The sequence below is a fragment of the Kastovskya adunca genome (assembly GCF_059505785.1).
On record NZ_JCACLG010000046.1, the window covers coordinates 32,490 to 48,617 of the forward strand.

Sequence of the window (16,128 nt, forward strand, 5' to 3'; positions counted from 1 at the left end):
GTATTAAAGTATCGCGTTAGAGATATCGCGCATCCTTATCCTAGTGATCCGGATATAGCAGCACTGTTATATATATGCAATTTTCAAAAATCTTGATTGCCAATCGCGGGGAAATTGCCCTGCGGATTCTCCGAACTTGCGAAGAAATGGGGATAGCCACCGTCGCCGTTCACTCCACAATCGATCGGCACGCCCTCCATGTGCAGTTGGCTGATGAAGCCGTTTGTATTGGCGAACCCATTAGTAGCAAAAGTTACTTAAATATTCCCAATATCATTGCTGCTGCCCTGACGCGCAACGCTACGGCTATTCATCCGGGCTATGGGTTTCTGGCAGAAAATGCCCGTTTTGCCGAAATCTGCGCCGATCATCAAATTTCCTTTATCGGCCCCTCTCCGGAGGCGATGCGGGCAATGGGAGATAAGTCCACCGCCAAAGAGACGATGCTAAATGCGGGAGTTCCCACCGTACCAGGTAGCGACGGACTGCTGCTATCTGAACAAGAAGCCCAAGCGATCGCCCGCCACATTGGCTATCCTGTAATGATCAAAGCCACGGCTGGTGGTGGCGGAAGGGGGATGCGCTTTGTCCAAGAAGAAAGTGAACTCACCAAGCTCTTTTTAGCCGCCCAAGGAGAAGCCGAAGCCGCTTTTGGCAATCCCGGCGTCTACATGGAAAAATTTATCAATCGTCCCCGCCACATCGAGTTTCAAATCCTTGCAGATAGCCACGGCAATGTCATTCATCTAGGCGAACGCGACTGCTCCATCCAACGCCGTCATCAAAAGCTCCTGGAAGAAGCCCCTAGCCCTATTCTTAGCCCTACACTCCGAACCAAAATGGGAGAAGCCGCTGTCCAGGCCGCAAAATCTATCAACTACGTTGGGGCAGGAACGGTAGAATTTCTTCTCGATCAGTCCGGTGAGTTCTACTTCATGGAAATGAATACCCGCATCCAGGTAGAACATCCCGTCACTGAGATGATTACAGGCTTAGACTTAATTGCCGAACAAATTCGCATCGCTCAAGGCGGAAAGCTGCCCCTGACTCAAGAGCAAGTTGTCCTAGATGGTCATGCAATTGAGTGCCGAATTAACGCTGAAGACCCCGATCATAATTTCCGCCCGCAACCGGGACGGATCAGCGGCTACCTCCCCCCCGGTGGCCCCGGCGTCCGCATGGACTCCCACGTCTACACCGACTACGAAATTCCTGCTTACTACGATTCCTTGATTGGCAAGTTAATCGTCTGGGCACCCAACCGCAATGCTGCCATCAAGCGGATGCAGCGAGCCTTGCGGGAGTGTGCAATTACAGGAGTGCCCACAACTATTGGCTTTCACCAAAGAATCCTCGAAACGCCAGCCTTCCTGGAAGGAGAGGTTTACACCAATTTTGTGGAGCAGCTATTGCAGAACAAGGGGTGAGGGGTGAAGTATGAAGGGTGAAGGGTGAAGTATGAAGTATGAAGTATGAAGAAGGACTAGAGGTTATAGGTTAGGGATTAGAGGTTAGGCTTTGCTTCTCCTCATCCCCCCTGCTCCCCCGCTCCCCCGCTCCCCTGCTCCCCCGCACCTCTGCTCCCCTACCCCCCATCCCCCCATCCCCTCAATAGCAAGCACTCTTAATCGTGACAGCTTAGTGAGTTTGCGTCAGCATTGTCAGAATTCCCTGCTGACCTAGAAGGATTTCCCGTAGCAGGCTAAAAATCCCTACCCAGACGATGGGAGTGATATCAACGCCTCCAATGGGCGGAATAATTTTCCGTAGTGGTACCAAAAACGGTTCTGTGGGCCAAGCAATTAAGTTGAAGGGCAAATGATTCAGATCAACTTGGGGATACCAGGTCAAAATGATTCTGAAGATGAACAGAAATGTCATCAGTCCCAGAAAAATACCAAGAGTCCAGGTTCCGAGGGTAGCAGCGGTCATTAATCTTTTACAGAAAGTTATAAGCTTTGTAGTGATATTAATCTTAACGCTCTATTAAAGCGTAGTTCTACAGGCGATCGCCTCTGGGAAACTGCACCCTCTAAAACAAGTACCACTCCTCCCTCAGATGTCAAAACAGTTGGTTTATCAAGGGTTTTGCTGCCTTTATACCAGAGTTTAAACACCACTAAAGCATCCATCACAACAAAACTTGCACCCCAAGTGGCTTCTCAAGCAGGAACCAGACCATTAGAATTAGTATGAAGAACTATCAAAAAGGATTAAGGTTCTATGACTCCCTCGTTAGCAAACTTTTTGTACAGTCTCCTTTGGGGCGGATTGATTGTGGTTGTTCCTATCGTTGCTGGGCTAATCTTCGTTAGCCAGAGGGACAAAATCGAACGTTCCTAGACGAAAACCGTCACTTATTAGATCAAATCTTTAGCTTTAGATACAAACAGGGCAGCAATGACCTCCGCTGCCCTGTTTTAGCTCAAGAGCTTAAGATTCGATCAAGGTAATCCCTAGAAAGTAGCAGCGATCGCATATCATAGAATGGTTTTATTGAGAGGCATAACGGGCAATTGTAGCTCCCATTATGTTTAGTCAAAGTAGAAACATAAGCAGGATAACTCGCTACCATAGGACTGACTTAGGAGAGCAGCAATGGTAAATGTTGGGCTGAACTCAGCCAGTATTTTAGGTATATTTCTGGCAGTTGCAGGAGCATCACTATACTTCCTGCGCTCAGTACGTCCAGAATTAGCGCGAGACCACGATATTTTCTTCGCTGCCGTCGGTCTGTTGTGCGGCTTTATTTTGATATTTCAAGGATGGCGACTCGACCCAATTTTACAATTTGGTCAGTTCCTCCTAACGGGTTCAACAATCTTTTTTGCCTTTGAAACAGTTCGTATGCGTGGCATTGCGACCGAACAGGCAAAGCGGAGTACACCCATCGTTGATGATGATCGACCTGTGAGTCGGGTGTATCGCGCTGAGTTGGATGAACTTGAGCCTGTAGATGAGCGACCCAGCAATCGTCGCCTGCGGGGAACTGAAGACCCTCGCAGCAGCCGCACAGCTACCTACGAAGGAGAGCCTCGCACCCGTCGCTCATCGAGTCGTGGGAATGCTGAACGATTGGGGCCGGGAGAACGTCCCCGCAAGCGTCGCCCTCGTCCAGCCCCTAGTCGCCCAACAGAACGTCCTGTGGATGGCTGGGAAGCGACATTAGATGAGCGGGAGGAAAAGCCTTCCCGTAGCAGTCGTAGCAGTAACCGTCCTGGCAATTCTCCGGCTGAATCATCAACGGGTAGGAGACGACGCCGTCCTTCTCAAGATCAAGGCAGGCAATCAGTGACGGAAATGGATACAGAGGCAGCCTCAAGCGAGTATGTGGACTATCAACCGATAGACACTCCCGAAGACGATAGAGACAGTTCGAGGGATTTTGAATATTAAACAGGGTAGCGCTCAGATAGCAATGCTCTAATTGCTCGCAGGTTGTCATTAGTCCCTGGTGTTTCGCTAATGACTGATGACACAGTCTAGGTGAAAGTGAAACTAGCTAAGTTGAAACGGCTAATTGTGCGCGGGCTAAAGGGGATGCTCCACTTTAGCCTTGTGGCTTTTCTGGTGGCTTGTAACCCCACTAACCAAATCCAGGGATCAGTTACCCTCAATAGCCGCTACACTGACCAGCAACCAGCGTTAAGTGGTAATGGTCGTTTTATGGCGTTTGTGTCTAGCCGCGACGGACGCCATGAAGTTGTAGTTTATGACTTACAACGTCGGCAGTTTGTAGATTTGCCACGCTTAAATCAGCAAGGGAGCATTTCTGAAAATCCTAGCCTCAGCCGCACAGGTCGCTATCTTGTCTATATGGCTAGTGATGGGGGACGCCCAGAGATTGAACTGTACGACCGTGCTAGCAATCGCTCTGAACCCCTAACTAGAAACTATCGGGGCTGGGTTAGAAATCCCCGCATCAGTGCCGATGGTCGCTACATTGTCTTTGAAACCTCGCGCCGTGGTCAATGGGATATCGAAGTGCTAGACCGGGGTTCTAACATTGAATTAGATGTCTTTGATGGCAGAAAAACTTCTCGACCGTGAAGCGTTTCCTTATTCTCGTCGCCGTTGTTGTCCTGGTTATTAGTTTGAGTAGTTGTAGCAGCCCAGAGCGCCTGCTCAATTTTCCCTTCGATCCCGCCGGACGTAGCCTTAACAGTCCCGCCTCAGAACTGATGCCCCACCTGGCAAGCCGCTACGTCGTCTTTGTCTCCGATCGTGACGGGAGTCAAGACATTTACTTATTTGATGCCACAGAGCGACGGCTGATTAACTTACCCGGACTTAATCAACTCGATGCGATCGCCTCTCACCCTACCATCTCAGAAGATGGGCGCAGCATTGTTTTTGCGGCTAGCCGTCAGGGCGAATCCCATATCTACCTCTACGACCGCGAAACCCGCCAACTGCGGAACCTCACAGAGAACCTCCGCGCTGAAGTGAAAAACCCCATCATCAGCGCTGATGGCAGCACCATTGCCTTTGAATCCAGCGCCAATGGTCAATGGGACATTCTCATTTATAGCCGCTCCGGGCAACTCCTGGATATTCCCATGGCTCCTCAGTAACTCTCCTCTGTGTACTCTGTGCTTGTTGTGGTTCGTTACACAGCCACAACACCCCACGCCTAGGTCAGTGGAACATTGAAGTGGTTGAGCAAGACATTGATTCTACAGGTTCCGAATCATAGGCATATGAAAGAAATTCGCGATCGCCAAGGGAAGCCCCTGCCCCTGTCCATCCCTATGCTAAAACAGACTAAATCGCCTCAAAACCCTCAAAAGATGAGTACCAGAAGCCTAGGAATTGCCAGATCGGGAGCGATCGCCATTGCGGCTGCCATTGGTGCGACTGGGATAAATGCGATCGCGCCTATTGACCTGCTGAATCTATCGCTTCAGCCCAATGTTGCTTTTGCTCAAGATATCGATGAGCAAATCAACATTCGGGTGTATCAAAAAGCTAGCCCCGCCGTCGTTTCAATTGACGCTGGGGATGGCACTGGTAGCGGCAGTATTATCAGCTCTGATGGGCTGATATTAACGAATGCCCATGTGGTTGCCGAGTCTCGTACCGTGCAGGTGACTCTCGCTGATGGTCGCCAGTTTTCGGGCGAGGTTGTTGGCTTTGGTGAAAACGGACTTGACCTCGCCGTTGTGAAGATCTCAGGACAAAATCTCCCTACCCTATCCTTATCTCAAAGCCCTGTACAAGTCGGTCAACGGGCATTTGCTATTGGCAATCCCTTTGGTCGCTTTCAGGGAACCTTTACCACAGGAATTGTCAGTCGCATCGATCGCGATCGCGGTTTACTACAAACGGATGCCGCCATCAATCCTGGTAATTCCGGCGGGCCTCTCCTCAATAGCCAGGGCGAACTGCTCGGCGTTAATACAGCAATTTTCACCAATAACCCCAGTCAGGGAAATATCGGCATTGGCTTTGCCATTGACTTAGAACGAACCCAATCCTTCCTAACGGCTGTCCGCAGCGGACGTGCTCCTCGCACCGCTCAACGCCAAAGTCCCATCCCTGGCAACCTCTCACCTAAACCACTTGCTCTCAATGGCACGGCGATCGCAGGAAGGCTCAGTCCAGGTAGCAACATTCTCCCCGTCGATAACAGCTTCTTTGACCTCTACACCTTAGAAGGCAAAGGAGGTCAGCGCATCCAGATTGACATGAGCAGTCAGGAAGTTGACTCCTTCTTGATTCTCATTGCTCCCGATGGCACAGAAGTGGCTCAAGATGATGATAGTGGTGGCGGTGCTAATGCCAGAATTGCCACAACCTTACCTGCGGATGGGGCTTATCTGTTGATGGCAAACTCCTATGAGGCAGGACAAGCGGGAAACTATAGCCTCAAAGCGGTAGCCAGTGGAACGACAGCAAACCGTTCTACAACGCCAGGCAACTTTATCTTGCAACACCAGGGCGTTTTGGATCGGGGCGCTTCTATCTTGCCGAGGGATGGTAGCTTGTACCGCACCCACACCTTTCAAGGTCGTGCTGGTCAATCAGTAACGATTTCTCTGGCTAGCCCTGATTTTGATACCTACCTAGCACTGCTCGACCCCGATGGTCAACTGATTGGCGAACATGACGATATTAGCCCTAGCGATTCTAATTCCCTCTTGACGATCAATCTGCCCCGTACAGGCACCTACAGTGTTGTTGTGAATGCTTACGAACGCCGGGGTAGAGGTCGTTACCTTTTAGCGATTCGTTGAGGATCAGCCCCTACCGTTATCCCTTTCCAGCCATCAAACCTGCGAATTGGCAACCGAATAAACCTCTTTCTTGGGAGGTGTTTATTTTTCTTAACTTTTTGCCTGAGCTTCTGCCTTTTTATAGTCAATAGCTTGGGATTGAACGTTTAGCCTTGAGGTGAAAGTTAATCCTCAATCGTTAAACGCGATCGCTCCCAAATCGACGAGCGCACATCTTCGTTTGTAAAACTTTCTTACTCTCTTTCAAAAGAGCGTTATTTGCTTCTACGGAAGCACCAAAGCAAGTAGTTATAAATTTTTGGAGCAATATTATGCCATCAACTGAAGTTAAAGAAACTGTGCAGACTTTTAACAGTCTGGATGTCAAAGATCGGCTAGCAGTACTGGGGATGCTCTATTCTTCAGTGAGCAATTCTGTCAAACCCGATGATATTCAAAACCTATCCTCACCTGAGGTGACTAAGCTTATCAATCAAGTTAAAGAACAGTCGGAGCAAAAGCAATTGCAGATGATCCGGGCGTTTTTCTTAGATGAAAGCGAAAAGACAGACCAAGTGCAGCTTGACCCGAATCCTAGTGCGGCGCTGGGTGACTTGGTGACTGGGGGAGACACTTTCCCAACCAAGGAGTACTCTTCTTTGAAGACTGAAGCCAAGCTGGCTTTTTGGTATCAACTCGCTCAAGCGACTGGTGGGAATATCAGTTCAATTCTCGCTGACAACCAGCCTTCTTCAGAGGTGCAATCTTTAGCTACCTCCCTTAAGTCTTTAGATGCCGAACAGCAAGCGGCTTTTTTAAGTAAGGTGCTGTAACCTGGGGAGACTAAACCTAGTTAATTAACTTAATTTTTCAGGGGGACGGGGTATTCTCGTCCCCTTACTTAATTTTTTTAACACTAACGGGAAGGAATTTGGTTAACCCTGATTAGGGACAATCCTGTCAACTAAGCTATCGATTAGGCGATCGCTTTCCATAGGCAGAATCTTCTTGCCATACATCACCTCCTGTAAAATCACGAAATAAACGAGGCTGCCAATAACCACTCGCGCAGTCGCTTCTGGGTCAGGAAGCTTCAGTTGGAGGCGTTGCTTCAGTATTTGAACAAGCTACTCCTGCTATAGCAACAGTCAGACAAGCTCTTGAGATGGATGAATTTCCTCCAGACGTTCCGAGCCAACGTCTACAGCATTATAGGAAAATGAACCAGCTCTCCCGGATGGGGGTGAAACTGGGGGATCTGAATTTGACGACAGGGAAGGAGTGAAAACACGCCCTCAGTCCTAAAGCACTCCCGTCCAGGTTAATAAGCCTTGACCAGTCAGAATTTCCAGGATTAATAAACCAACAAACCCAATCATGGCAAACCGTCCGTTGATTTGTTCAGCGTAGGACGTCCATCCAAAAGCGGGTGCGGGTTGGTTGTACCCTTCTGAGGAGGGTTGAGGAGCAGTAGGTAGTTCAGAATTCATAGGTTTTACTTGGCTTCCAGAGTAGATAAAGATTAAGACTCGGTTGATGAGTGAGATTCTAGGTTTTGCACCGACTCAATGAGCGATCGCACTTCTTCAGTCCCCTCAGACGGTTCAAATACAAAGGGAAACTTGCCATGAACCAGCATTCTTAATCCTAAGGGACCAAGGCTGATTAAACCTCCTATATCCCGGAAAGAATTGCCCACAACCTGCAACCCAAACTGGCGCTCATCAATCCAGCCTCCGTCTTTAACTAAATCGATTAGTACTTTCCGGTGGCGAATTTGGCGGCTAGCTTGGGCATCTTTGCGGTCGAGAATTTCTTGTTTGATTTTACCGATTTGATCCATCGGCGCAACGTCCATCGGGCAAACCGCATTACACATATAGCAGCGAGTGCAACCCCAAACCCCTTGAGTCCCTTGGTTGTAGGCTTCTAAGCGGCTTTCTTTCTGGTCATCGCGAGAGTCGGCTACCATCCTTTGAGCTTTCGCGAGGGCGTGAGGCCCGACAAATTCGGGGTTAACTTCACGAGCATTACACTCCGAGTAGCAAGCACCGCACAGAATACAGTTACCCATTTGATCTAAGCGCGATCGCTCTTGTGGGGTCTGCAAAAACTCCCGCTCAGGAATGGCTCGTGACTCGGTACTAACGTAGGGATCGACTGCTTCTAGGTGATCCCAGAAGTTTTGCATATCCACCACTAAGTCCTTAATGATGGGCATATTTCCCATTGGCGCTATAGTAATCTCTGGCATTTCTAGACCTGAGCGGTCAGGCAATTTTGCCAACTCAGCACCAATACTTTCTTTACAAGCCAACACCGAGCGACCATTAACGCGCATTCCACAGCTACCGCAGATTGTATTGCGACAATTCTTGCGAAAAGCAAGGCTTCCATCCTGCTCCCACTTAATGCGATTTAGGCATTCGAGAATCGTGTTTCCTTCGCTGACATCCAGGGTATAACTCTGAATCTGAGGGGGAGTATTTTGCGTCTGTCGAATGACTTTGAAGCAAACTTGCATACTCTAATACTCTTATTTATTCAAGCTTTTGTATAAGCGATCGGTATCGATTCACCGCCAACAGCAATCTATGTTATTTGCCACTGTTATCGCTTGCTTGAGAGAGAAAGCGATGATTTTTTTCCTACTGCTTACATTTTAAGACACTAATTGGGCTTTTTATATTAAAATGTTTCTGCTTTAATGGCAAAATGTGAAAACTGCCGCTAGGGCAACGTTACTGATATAAGTGTTATCTATGATTGTCTAATCGGGAAATTTCTAAATGGTGAAATTCAGAATAATTTTAAAAAATTCTTTAGCAACAAAGAGAGTTTAACGATATATTTTTTATAGAGCCAAACCTTGGCATCAAATGAACCATCACATCCTGAAAATTGAAGGATATCTTGCGAGATTATGGCTGAAACTGCAACTGCTCCATTAACGGGGAAAGCCCTGCTTCAAAAAGTAAAAGAGCTATCACACTTGCCGCGACGAGAAACAGCAAAACGTTGTGGCTATTATACCGTCACTAAAAATGACCAGACCCGCGTCAATCTAACAGATTTCTATGATGCGGTGCTAGCAGCTAAAGGTGTTCCCCTCGATCCAGAGGGAACAAAAGATGGTCGCGGTCGCGAACCGACCTATCGCGTGAGTGTTCATAAAAATGGACAAATTGTAATTGGTGCAACCTATACCTCTGCTATGGGATTAAATCCCGGAGATGAATTTGAAATTAAACTAGGCTACAAGCATATCCACCTCAAACAGGTAGATAGCGATCCTAACAAGCCACCTGAAGACGAAGAATCTGAGATTGAATAGATTCTGCTTCAGGGCGGGTTATCATATGTCTGTTCTTGAACTTTTTTGATGAGTGTTACTCCCGGCAGTGTGATAATTTCATCAATGGCGATTTTTGATCAGGCAGCTAGTCAGTGGCTGCTGCCACTGGCAGCATCAACCGCCCTGGAAAAAGTGACATTTTTTTTCATAATTTGGGCAGTGCTGTGGTTGCCCTTAGCCATACCAATAGCAATAGTGGTGAAATGGCGTCCTCCTCAAGTTATGACAACTCAGCAAAAACTGCCCCTAATGGTCGCCCTTTACTTGGTAGCCCCCCTAATTTTATGGGGGGCTTCTTGGCGGTCACAAACAGCTTTTTCTAGTTACGGCTTAGACTGGCAACCCAATGTTCTAATTTCCTTAGTAATCGGTTTTGGTTTAGGAGTATTGGGAATTGCCGTAGTGTTTGCTGGGCAGTGGAGATGGGGCTGGATTCAATGGAATTCAGACAATTTTCAGAACTTAGCAGGAGTTTGGCTACCCATCCTTTTACTGGGGCTGGGGGTTGGCGTTATTGAAGAATTAGTTTTTCGTGGTTTTTTAATTAATCAGCTAGAGCGCGACTATTCAATTCTCTTAGCGGCGGTAATTTCTAGCGTAATTTTTGCCCTTTTGCATCTGGTTTGGGAGCAGGAAAATACATTACCGCAGCTACCCGGACTGTGGCTAATGGGAATGGTTTTAGTGCTAGCTCGAATTTGCGATCGCGGCAGCTTAGGATTGGCATGGGGACTGCACGCGGGTTGGATTTGGGCGCTAACTTGTCTGGACTCAGCCGCATTAATTAGCTACACAGGCAAAGGTGCAGTTTGGGTGACGGGCATCGGAAAAAATCCTTTAGCAGGCATTGCAGGTTTAGTTTGCTTGCTTTTGACGGGCGCTTTTCTCCTGCTTTTCAGCTTTAGGGTTAATTGGCTCGTTTGAAAATACCCTTAAATCTAGAGTCAAGCCCAAGTTGGTTTGTTGTAGGCTGTGATTCGGTAAGCGATCGCAGTATTTTATCTATGTCTTATAATTACGACTTTTTTGTAATTGGTGCCGGACCAGGAGGTCTTGCCGCCTCTAAACGAGCCGCCGCCTATGGCGTCCGCGTCGCTGTTGCCGAACAGGATGCGATCGGTGGCACTTGTATCAATCGCGGCTGCATTCCTAAAAAACTTATGGTCTATGCCGCTGATTTTGCCCTACAAGAGCGAATGGCAAAGAACTACGGCTGGAGTGAGTGCCAAAGACACCTTGACTGGTCGCAATTTCTCCAAGCAGTAGATCGGCATATTGATAAACTGCACCAATCCTATCTTCAGACGTTTCAGCAAGCGGGGATAGAACTGATTCGGGGTCGAGCTACTTTCATTGATGCTCATACGGTGGAGGTGAATGGTCGCCAAATCACCGCCGACAAAATCCTGATTGCGGTAGGCGGACATCCCCTTAAACCCGACATCCCCGGTAAGGAACATGCCATCACCTCCCGCGAGATGTTTCACCTAGAAGCTATACCGAAGCGACTGGCGATCGTCGGTGGCGGCTACATTGGCGTGGAATTTTCCAGCATGATGAACGCCTTCGGTTGTGAAGTCACCGTAGTGGAAACCGATAAGATGATTTTGTCTGGATTTGATCGGGATATCCGGTCTAGCGTGCAAAAAGGTTTGGGCGATCGCGGAATTCGCATCCTCTGCAACACCACCGCTAAAGAAATCCAACACAGTTCCGAAGGGCTACAGGTAAACTTATCCGGCGACTGCCAAGAAACAATTACAGCAGATACAGTCCTGATTGCCACAGGTCGCGCTCCCAATACCAAGAGTCTTAATTTAGAAAAGGCTGGCGTTGAAGTGGGTGAAAAAGGTGAAATTCAGGTGGATGAGTACAGCCGCACCACCCAAAACAACATCTTTGCCGTTGGCGATTGCACCAACCGCGTACCGCTGACACCCGTTGCCAAAGCCGAAGGTAACGCTGTTGCTCATACTGCTTTTGGCAAGCAACCGCAAACGGTGAATTATGACAACGTTTCTTCTGCCGTCTTTGCCCATCCCGAAGCGGCGACAGTAGGCATGAGTGAGGCGAAGGCGCGAGAAAAATTTGGCGACTCGGTACAATGCCACTACAGCGAATTTCAACCACTGCTGTATAGCCTAGGGGCAGAGGATAAATCAACCAAAACAATGATCAAGCTAGTGGTAGAGGGAGACGAAGAGCGGGTATTAGGCGCTCACATGGTAGGTGATCGCGCTGCCGATATTATTCAAAGCCTTGCGGTTGCTATTCGTCAGGGAGTAACCAAGCAAGACCTCGACGCCACGATTGCTATACATCCAACCATAGGCGAGGAATTTCTCACCCTCGATTAAATTCCGTCGCTTATAGTCGGCGCTGTCTTCGCCGCAGCACAAGACCAGTAGAGACTTTTCGGTTGCTCAGTCAGTATGTATTCAGGAATACAAGAACTCGAATTTTGGTACTTCAACTCGTTCCTCTAGACAGACGAGTCAATAAGTTGGCAGAGCTAGCTTAGAAGTAATAAGTTTTGTGAACTAATCGTTCACTAAAAAGAAGGAGTATTTGGAATGCAATTAAAACCAATCGCTGAACAGGTAGTCACTGTCGTCGGGGCTTCCAGTGGCATTGGGCGGGAGACAGCACTACAGTTTGCCAAACGCGGAGCCAAGGTAGTTGTTTCAGCTCGAAATGAGGCAGGATTACAGTCTTTGGTAGACGAAATTCAGCGCTTCGGTGGTGACGCCACGGCAGTTATCGCCGACGTGGCCGATTTCCAGCAGGTAAAGGCGATCGCGGATCGTACTGTTGAGGTTTACGGGCGACTGGACACCTGGGTTCATGCCGCTGCTATAGGTATCCTCGCTCAGTTCGACGAGATTACCCCAGAAGAGTTTAAGCGCGTCATCGACGTCAACTTAATGGGACAGGTGTATGGGGCAATGGCAGCACTTCCCTACCTTAAGCAGGAAGGACGAGGAGCATTGATTCATATATCTTCCATGGAAGGACGGCGATCGCTACCCCTGCAAAGCCCTTACTCTTCTGCCAAGCACGGTGTTGAAGGTTTCCTAGAATCTTTGCGCGTGGAGCTGAAACATGAGGGATTACCCATCAGCGTCACGAGCATCTTACCCGCCGTAATCAACACGCCCTACTACAACCATGTTCGTACCAAGCTAGGAGTCAAGCCGACGGGGATACCGCCTTACTACTCACCCAGTCTGGTTGTAGATGCCATTCTCTACGTGGCTGAAAACCCAACCCGCGACTTTATTGTCGGGGACGTGGGGCGAATATTAGATTTGGCACAACGGCTTTCGCCAGAACTGCTGGATGTTGTGTTGACGCTCGTTGGCTTCCCTGGACAGCGAACCGATCAGCCAAAGTCTGAGAATGCGCCGGACAATCTCTACGAACCTATGGAGGGATATTGCCAAGTCGAGGGCGATTTTAACGAGCTAACAATACCTAGTATCTCGGATTGGGTAGTCAAGAATCCAGCATTGAAGTGGAGTGCGATCGCACTTCCTGTCTTGGGAGCCGCTGCGTTGTTTGCAGCAGAAGCCTTTAAGAACAGGAATCAAGCTTAAAAGCCTCCGCTGCCAATTTAATTAACAATTTTTTGGTGAAAGCGATCGCCATTAATGCCGTTGAGCAGTACGAACAACTAGACTCCTAAGTACACACTAATGACAATTTTCCTGAATGACTTGATAGCATTCCGCCACTGAAGCACGTTGTTCCATGGCGCTGACTAGAGCATCATAAGCCGCTCGGTGTTTTTCAATCATGTTATGAGCTTGGAGTTCTGCCCAGCGCTCTTTGATCGGAACTTCGTTAGGCGTCCGCCCAAAGGATATTAGGGCAGTTTGGAGCTTGGCTCGGTCTTCTGCACCCCCTTCGGTGCTGTCATAAACGATGTTTTCGGCAGCAATTCCAGCCATCCACACCGTACAGAATCGATCTAGGGTTAAGCGCATTTGACCCTGGTTAAGAGAGTCTTTCAGGCTGTCAGAATCAAAGAGGACACCCCCTGAGCCAGGATAACCTTGCTTGAAGGTTTCCCAGGCAGTCAAGGTATAGGCAGTAATGGGGATGCCGAGGAAGTAAGCGACAAGAAAATGTCCAGCTTCATGATGCAAGACGCGATCGCGATGCTGTCCCGAAGTCCCCGCCAACCAATCTAATAAGAGCGTGATACCTTTTCCCTGAAAGCTAATCGTATCTAAGGTGGCAAGACTCAAAACACTCAGCGTAGCCACCGCAGGAATCGCGGGAGGAATATTCAGTAATGGGCCCAGCAAAACTGAAAGCGTCATCCCAAAGACGCTAATTGCAATTACATTCAGAGTAGTTTGCGGCATTTGTTCTTCTTCATCCTCCATCCTGGGCTTCGAGAGAGCGGCGCTAACGCACTCCATCCTTATCTTCCCCACTCCCTACTCAAGGCGTTGAGGAATTCTCTAACTCTGCTTCGGGAGTGAGGTTTTTAGCTTTGTAGAAGGTTTCCAAGCTGTGGCGATCGCCAACGAAGCGCCAGTGCCAAGGTTCATAGCTGATCCCTTGGGGATTTCCTTCTGGGAAGGACAGCTCAAAGCTGTAGCGTGCCGCATTTTTTTCTAGCCAATTAAAAGCAGCCGTCTGTTCAAAACGAGGGCTTAAGTTGGTTGCGGGGGATCTACCATCACCAATATCAATCGCGTATCCTGTGTGATGTTCACTGTAGCCAGGGGGCGCACTGACTTCGGCTCGTTTGCTGGTGTCCTGTCCCCGTTGAGCTTTGATATCAAAAAACAGATGTTGTTGTTGGGCAACAGTACGAAAACCAGAAATCGGCACTAAGATCACACCAGCTCTACGGGCATCGGCAGACATCTGTTTATATTGTTGCGCCGCCGCCTTGCGGAGTTGGAGGCTTCCATCATTAGTAATCGGTTCTAGTTCCGAAGCAGGGGCTTCCTCATAAACAAGATGTCCGAGGATGTTCTCGGCTCCAGGGGTTAGAGTCCCGGCGATTGGGCTACTCGTTGCGCTTGAGTCTGGAGAGGATACCACAGGAGCCTCAGCCTGGGGACGGGAGAGAAACAGCCCAGTAACAACAGCGATCGCTACAAATCCTCCCAATCCTCCAATCAGCAGCATCTGCGGTTTCAGCAGAGACCGAGACTCTGTTACGGGCTTGTCCCGCACAGCTTCGGGAATATCGTCGATTATAGGCTCTGGAAGATTTGCTGGTTGTCCCTCGCTGCCTGCATTATTCAAGAAAGCCCTCCTCCACGCTTGTAGTCATTACTTAAACTTTCCCAAATTTTAACCGGGGTCAGTACTCGCTGACGTTCTATCTGCCTAGACAGCTTCCATTTAAAAACTGTCTTAGCATCAAAAAGTTCTCAGTTTTCTGACTCAACTATGCCCAGTCTAGAGCCCGAACTTTTACAACCGCTAATTAAACTCTACATTCAGCTAGGCGGCGGTGCCCTTTTCGGGTGGTTCTTGGGACGCTTTGTACCCCAAAAAATTCCAGTTTTCATTGGTCAATTTCTCTTTTGGATCGGCGTTCCCCTAGGAATTATTGCCTTTCTGCGCCGTGCTGACTTGTCAGGAGGAGTCTGGATTGCCCCTGTAGCGGCATGGATGGCAATTTTGCTAGGAGCAGGGCTTGCCTGGAGTTGGATTAAAGGACAAACTCTGAGGAAGTCTGCCAATATCAGCAATGAAAACTTTCAGGTGTCTGACAATTCCTGGAGTAAACCCTCCCAGGGCAGTTTTCTGTTGTCAACAATGGTGGGCAATACGGGCTACTTAGGTTTTCCCATCACGCTGACCTTAGTCGGAGAAAAATACTTTGGCTGGGCGCTTTTTTATGACATGCTGGGAACAACTATTGGGGCTTATGGCTTAGGAGTGATTTTAGCGGCTCGCTTTGGCAAGGAGGCGCAAAGCTACCGCCAGTTGATACAAGCGCTCTTGTACAACCCAGCATTATGGAGTTTAGGCTTAGGGCTGGGGTTTCGTCAGATCCCTTTACCAGAGCTGGTAGAGGAAGGGTTACACGCATTTGCCTGGAGTGCGATCGCGCTGGCTGTGGTACTGATTGGTATGCGCTTAAGTCAGCTTCATTCGTGGGGCGGACTCAAACGAGCTTCAGTTAGTCTTGCCATTAAAATGCTATTCGTGCCCCTGATCTTAGGGCTTGTTTTAGCACAACTTGGAGTCACGGGGCCGCCGCAGCTTGTCATTGTCTTGCAAATGGCAATGCCTCCAGCTTTTGCCACCCTAATCATTGCCGAAGCCTACGATCTCGACCGTGACTTAACCGTTACCGCTCTTGCTATCGGCTCAACGGGACTTTTGTTAACCCTGCCAGTCTGGTTATTTCTGTTCTAACTCTTTCATACTTCATCCTTTCCCAGCTTTAACCATATACTGAGCCAGAGGTGCCAATTATTCCTTATAAGTACCCAAAATATCGCCACAAACAATTTGCAGCGTTAACTCAGCCACATCAGATTGCTCTATATTTTGCAGCAGTAGTGGTTAAAACCTTTTTCT

General features: G+C 48.6%; 19 protein-coding genes. 12 read left to right on the forward strand and 7 right to left on the reverse strand.

Annotated elements, in window-relative coordinates; translation table 11 throughout:
• Positions 1–74: 74 nt before the first annotated feature.
• Entirely contained in the window at positions 75–1,427 is a 1,353-nt protein-coding gene (gene accC, locus AC5JR3_RS17120) for an acetyl-CoA carboxylase biotin carboxylase subunit (protein WP_495847758.1), read from the forward strand.
• Between the two features lie 211 nt (positions 1,428–1,638).
• Here accC and AC5JR3_RS17125 read toward each other — a convergent pair whose 3' ends face one another.
• Entirely contained in the window at positions 1,639–1,932 is a 294-nt protein-coding gene (locus AC5JR3_RS17125) for a YggT family protein (protein ID WP_495847759.1), read from the reverse strand.
• 17 nt (positions 1,933–1,949) lie between these two features.
• Positions 1,950–2,132, reverse strand: a complete 183-nt coding sequence (locus AC5JR3_RS17130) for a hypothetical protein (protein ID WP_495847760.1) — start codon at positions 2,130–2,132, stop codon at positions 1,950–1,952.
• Between the two features lie 91 nt (positions 2,133–2,223).
• Between AC5JR3_RS17130 and psbX the strand changes: the two genes are divergently transcribed.
• The 6 genes from psbX (at position 2,224) to AC5JR3_RS17160 (ending at position 7,048) form a co-directional block, all read left to right on the forward strand.
• Entirely contained in the window at positions 2,224–2,343 is a 120-nt protein-coding gene (gene psbX, locus AC5JR3_RS17135) for a photosystem II reaction center protein PsbX (protein WP_495847761.1), read from the forward strand.
• A 255-nt stretch (positions 2,344–2,598) separates the two neighbouring features.
• Positions 2,599–3,396 (forward strand): Ycf66 family protein, encoded by a 798-nt coding sequence (locus tag AC5JR3_RS17140; RefSeq protein ID WP_495847762.1) that lies wholly within the window; start codon positions 2,599–2,601, stop codon positions 3,394–3,396.
• A 144-nt stretch (positions 3,397–3,540) separates the two neighbouring features.
• Positions 3,541–4,050, forward strand: coding sequence for a TolB family protein (locus tag AC5JR3_RS17145; RefSeq protein WP_495847920.1), 510 nt, complete (start codon positions 3,541–3,543; stop codon positions 4,048–4,050).
• 11 nt (positions 4,051–4,061) lie between these two features.
• Complete coding sequence (locus AC5JR3_RS17150) at positions 4,062–4,574, forward strand: TolB family protein (RefSeq protein WP_495847921.1); 513 nt, start codon at positions 4,062–4,064, stop codon at positions 4,572–4,574.
• A 216-nt stretch (positions 4,575–4,790) separates the two neighbouring features.
• Positions 4,791–6,236, forward strand: coding sequence for a trypsin-like peptidase domain-containing protein (locus AC5JR3_RS17155; RefSeq protein ID WP_495847763.1), 1,446 nt, complete (start codon positions 4,791–4,793; stop codon positions 6,234–6,236).
• Positions 6,237–6,547: 311 nt separating this feature from the next.
• Positions 6,548–7,048: an orange carotenoid protein N-terminal domain-containing protein gene (locus AC5JR3_RS17160; protein ID WP_495847764.1), complete on the forward strand. Its 501-nt coding sequence runs from the start codon at positions 6,548–6,550 to the stop codon at positions 7,046–7,048.
• A gap of 102 nt (positions 7,049–7,150) precedes the next feature.
• Here the strand turns inward: AC5JR3_RS17160 and AC5JR3_RS17165 are convergent, their stop codons facing one another.
• The 3 genes from AC5JR3_RS17165 to AC5JR3_RS17175 form a co-directional block, all read right to left on the reverse strand.
• Positions 7,151–7,279 carry a hypothetical protein gene (locus AC5JR3_RS17165; RefSeq protein ID WP_495847765.1) on the reverse strand — a complete coding sequence of 43 codons (129 nt, stop codon included), beginning with the start codon at positions 7,277–7,279 and terminating at the stop codon, positions 7,151–7,153.
• 237 nt (positions 7,280–7,516) lie between these two features.
• On the reverse strand, positions 7,517–7,705 hold the full coding sequence (locus AC5JR3_RS17170; RefSeq protein WP_495847766.1) for a chlorophyll a/b-binding protein: 189 nt from the start codon (positions 7,703–7,705) through the stop codon (positions 7,517–7,519).
• A gap of 32 nt (positions 7,706–7,737) precedes the next feature.
• On the reverse strand, positions 7,738–8,739 hold the full coding sequence (locus AC5JR3_RS17175) for a succinate dehydrogenase/fumarate reductase iron-sulfur subunit (RefSeq protein ID WP_495847767.1): 1,002 nt from the start codon (positions 8,737–8,739) through the stop codon (positions 7,738–7,740).
• Positions 8,740–9,138: 399 nt separating this feature from the next.
• Between AC5JR3_RS17175 and AC5JR3_RS17180 the strand changes: the two genes are divergently transcribed.
• From AC5JR3_RS17180 to AC5JR3_RS17195, 4 genes are all read left to right on the forward strand, one after another.
• Positions 9,139–9,549 (forward strand): AbrB family transcriptional regulator, encoded by a 411-nt coding sequence (locus AC5JR3_RS17180; protein ID WP_495847768.1) that lies wholly within the window; start codon positions 9,139–9,141, stop codon positions 9,547–9,549.
• 84 nt (positions 9,550–9,633) lie between these two features.
• Positions 9,634–10,494, forward strand: coding sequence for a CPBP family intramembrane glutamic endopeptidase (locus AC5JR3_RS17185; RefSeq protein WP_495847769.1), 861 nt, complete (start codon positions 9,634–9,636; stop codon positions 10,492–10,494).
• A gap of 80 nt (positions 10,495–10,574) precedes the next feature.
• Positions 10,575–11,927: a glutathione-disulfide reductase gene (gene gorA, locus AC5JR3_RS17190; RefSeq protein WP_495847770.1), complete on the forward strand. Its 1,353-nt coding sequence runs from the start codon at positions 10,575–10,577 to the stop codon at positions 11,925–11,927.
• 216 nt (positions 11,928–12,143) lie between these two features.
• A complete protein-coding gene (locus tag AC5JR3_RS17195) occupies positions 12,144–13,166 on the forward strand; it encodes an SDR family oxidoreductase (protein ID WP_495847771.1) in 1,023 nt (340 codons plus the stop codon).
• A gap of 96 nt (positions 13,167–13,262) precedes the next feature.
• Here the strand turns inward: AC5JR3_RS17195 and AC5JR3_RS17200 are convergent, their stop codons facing one another.
• Together AC5JR3_RS17200 and AC5JR3_RS17205 are read right to left on the reverse strand one after the other, a co-directional pair.
• Positions 13,263–13,940 carry an ATP-dependent Zn protease gene (locus tag AC5JR3_RS17200; RefSeq protein ID WP_495847772.1) on the reverse strand — a complete coding sequence of 226 codons (678 nt, stop codon included), beginning with the start codon at positions 13,938–13,940 and terminating at the stop codon, positions 13,263–13,265.
• Positions 13,941–14,019: 79 nt separating this feature from the next.
• Positions 14,020–14,838, reverse strand: coding sequence for a M15 family metallopeptidase (locus tag AC5JR3_RS17205; RefSeq protein ID WP_495847773.1), 819 nt, complete (start codon positions 14,836–14,838; stop codon positions 14,020–14,022).
• 147 nt (positions 14,839–14,985) lie between these two features.
• Between AC5JR3_RS17205 and AC5JR3_RS17210 the strand changes: the two genes are divergently transcribed.
• On the forward strand, positions 14,986–15,963 hold the full coding sequence (locus AC5JR3_RS17210; protein ID WP_495847774.1) for an AEC family transporter: 978 nt from the start codon (positions 14,986–14,988) through the stop codon (positions 15,961–15,963).
• The last annotated feature ends 165 nt before the right edge of the window (positions 15,964–16,128 follow it).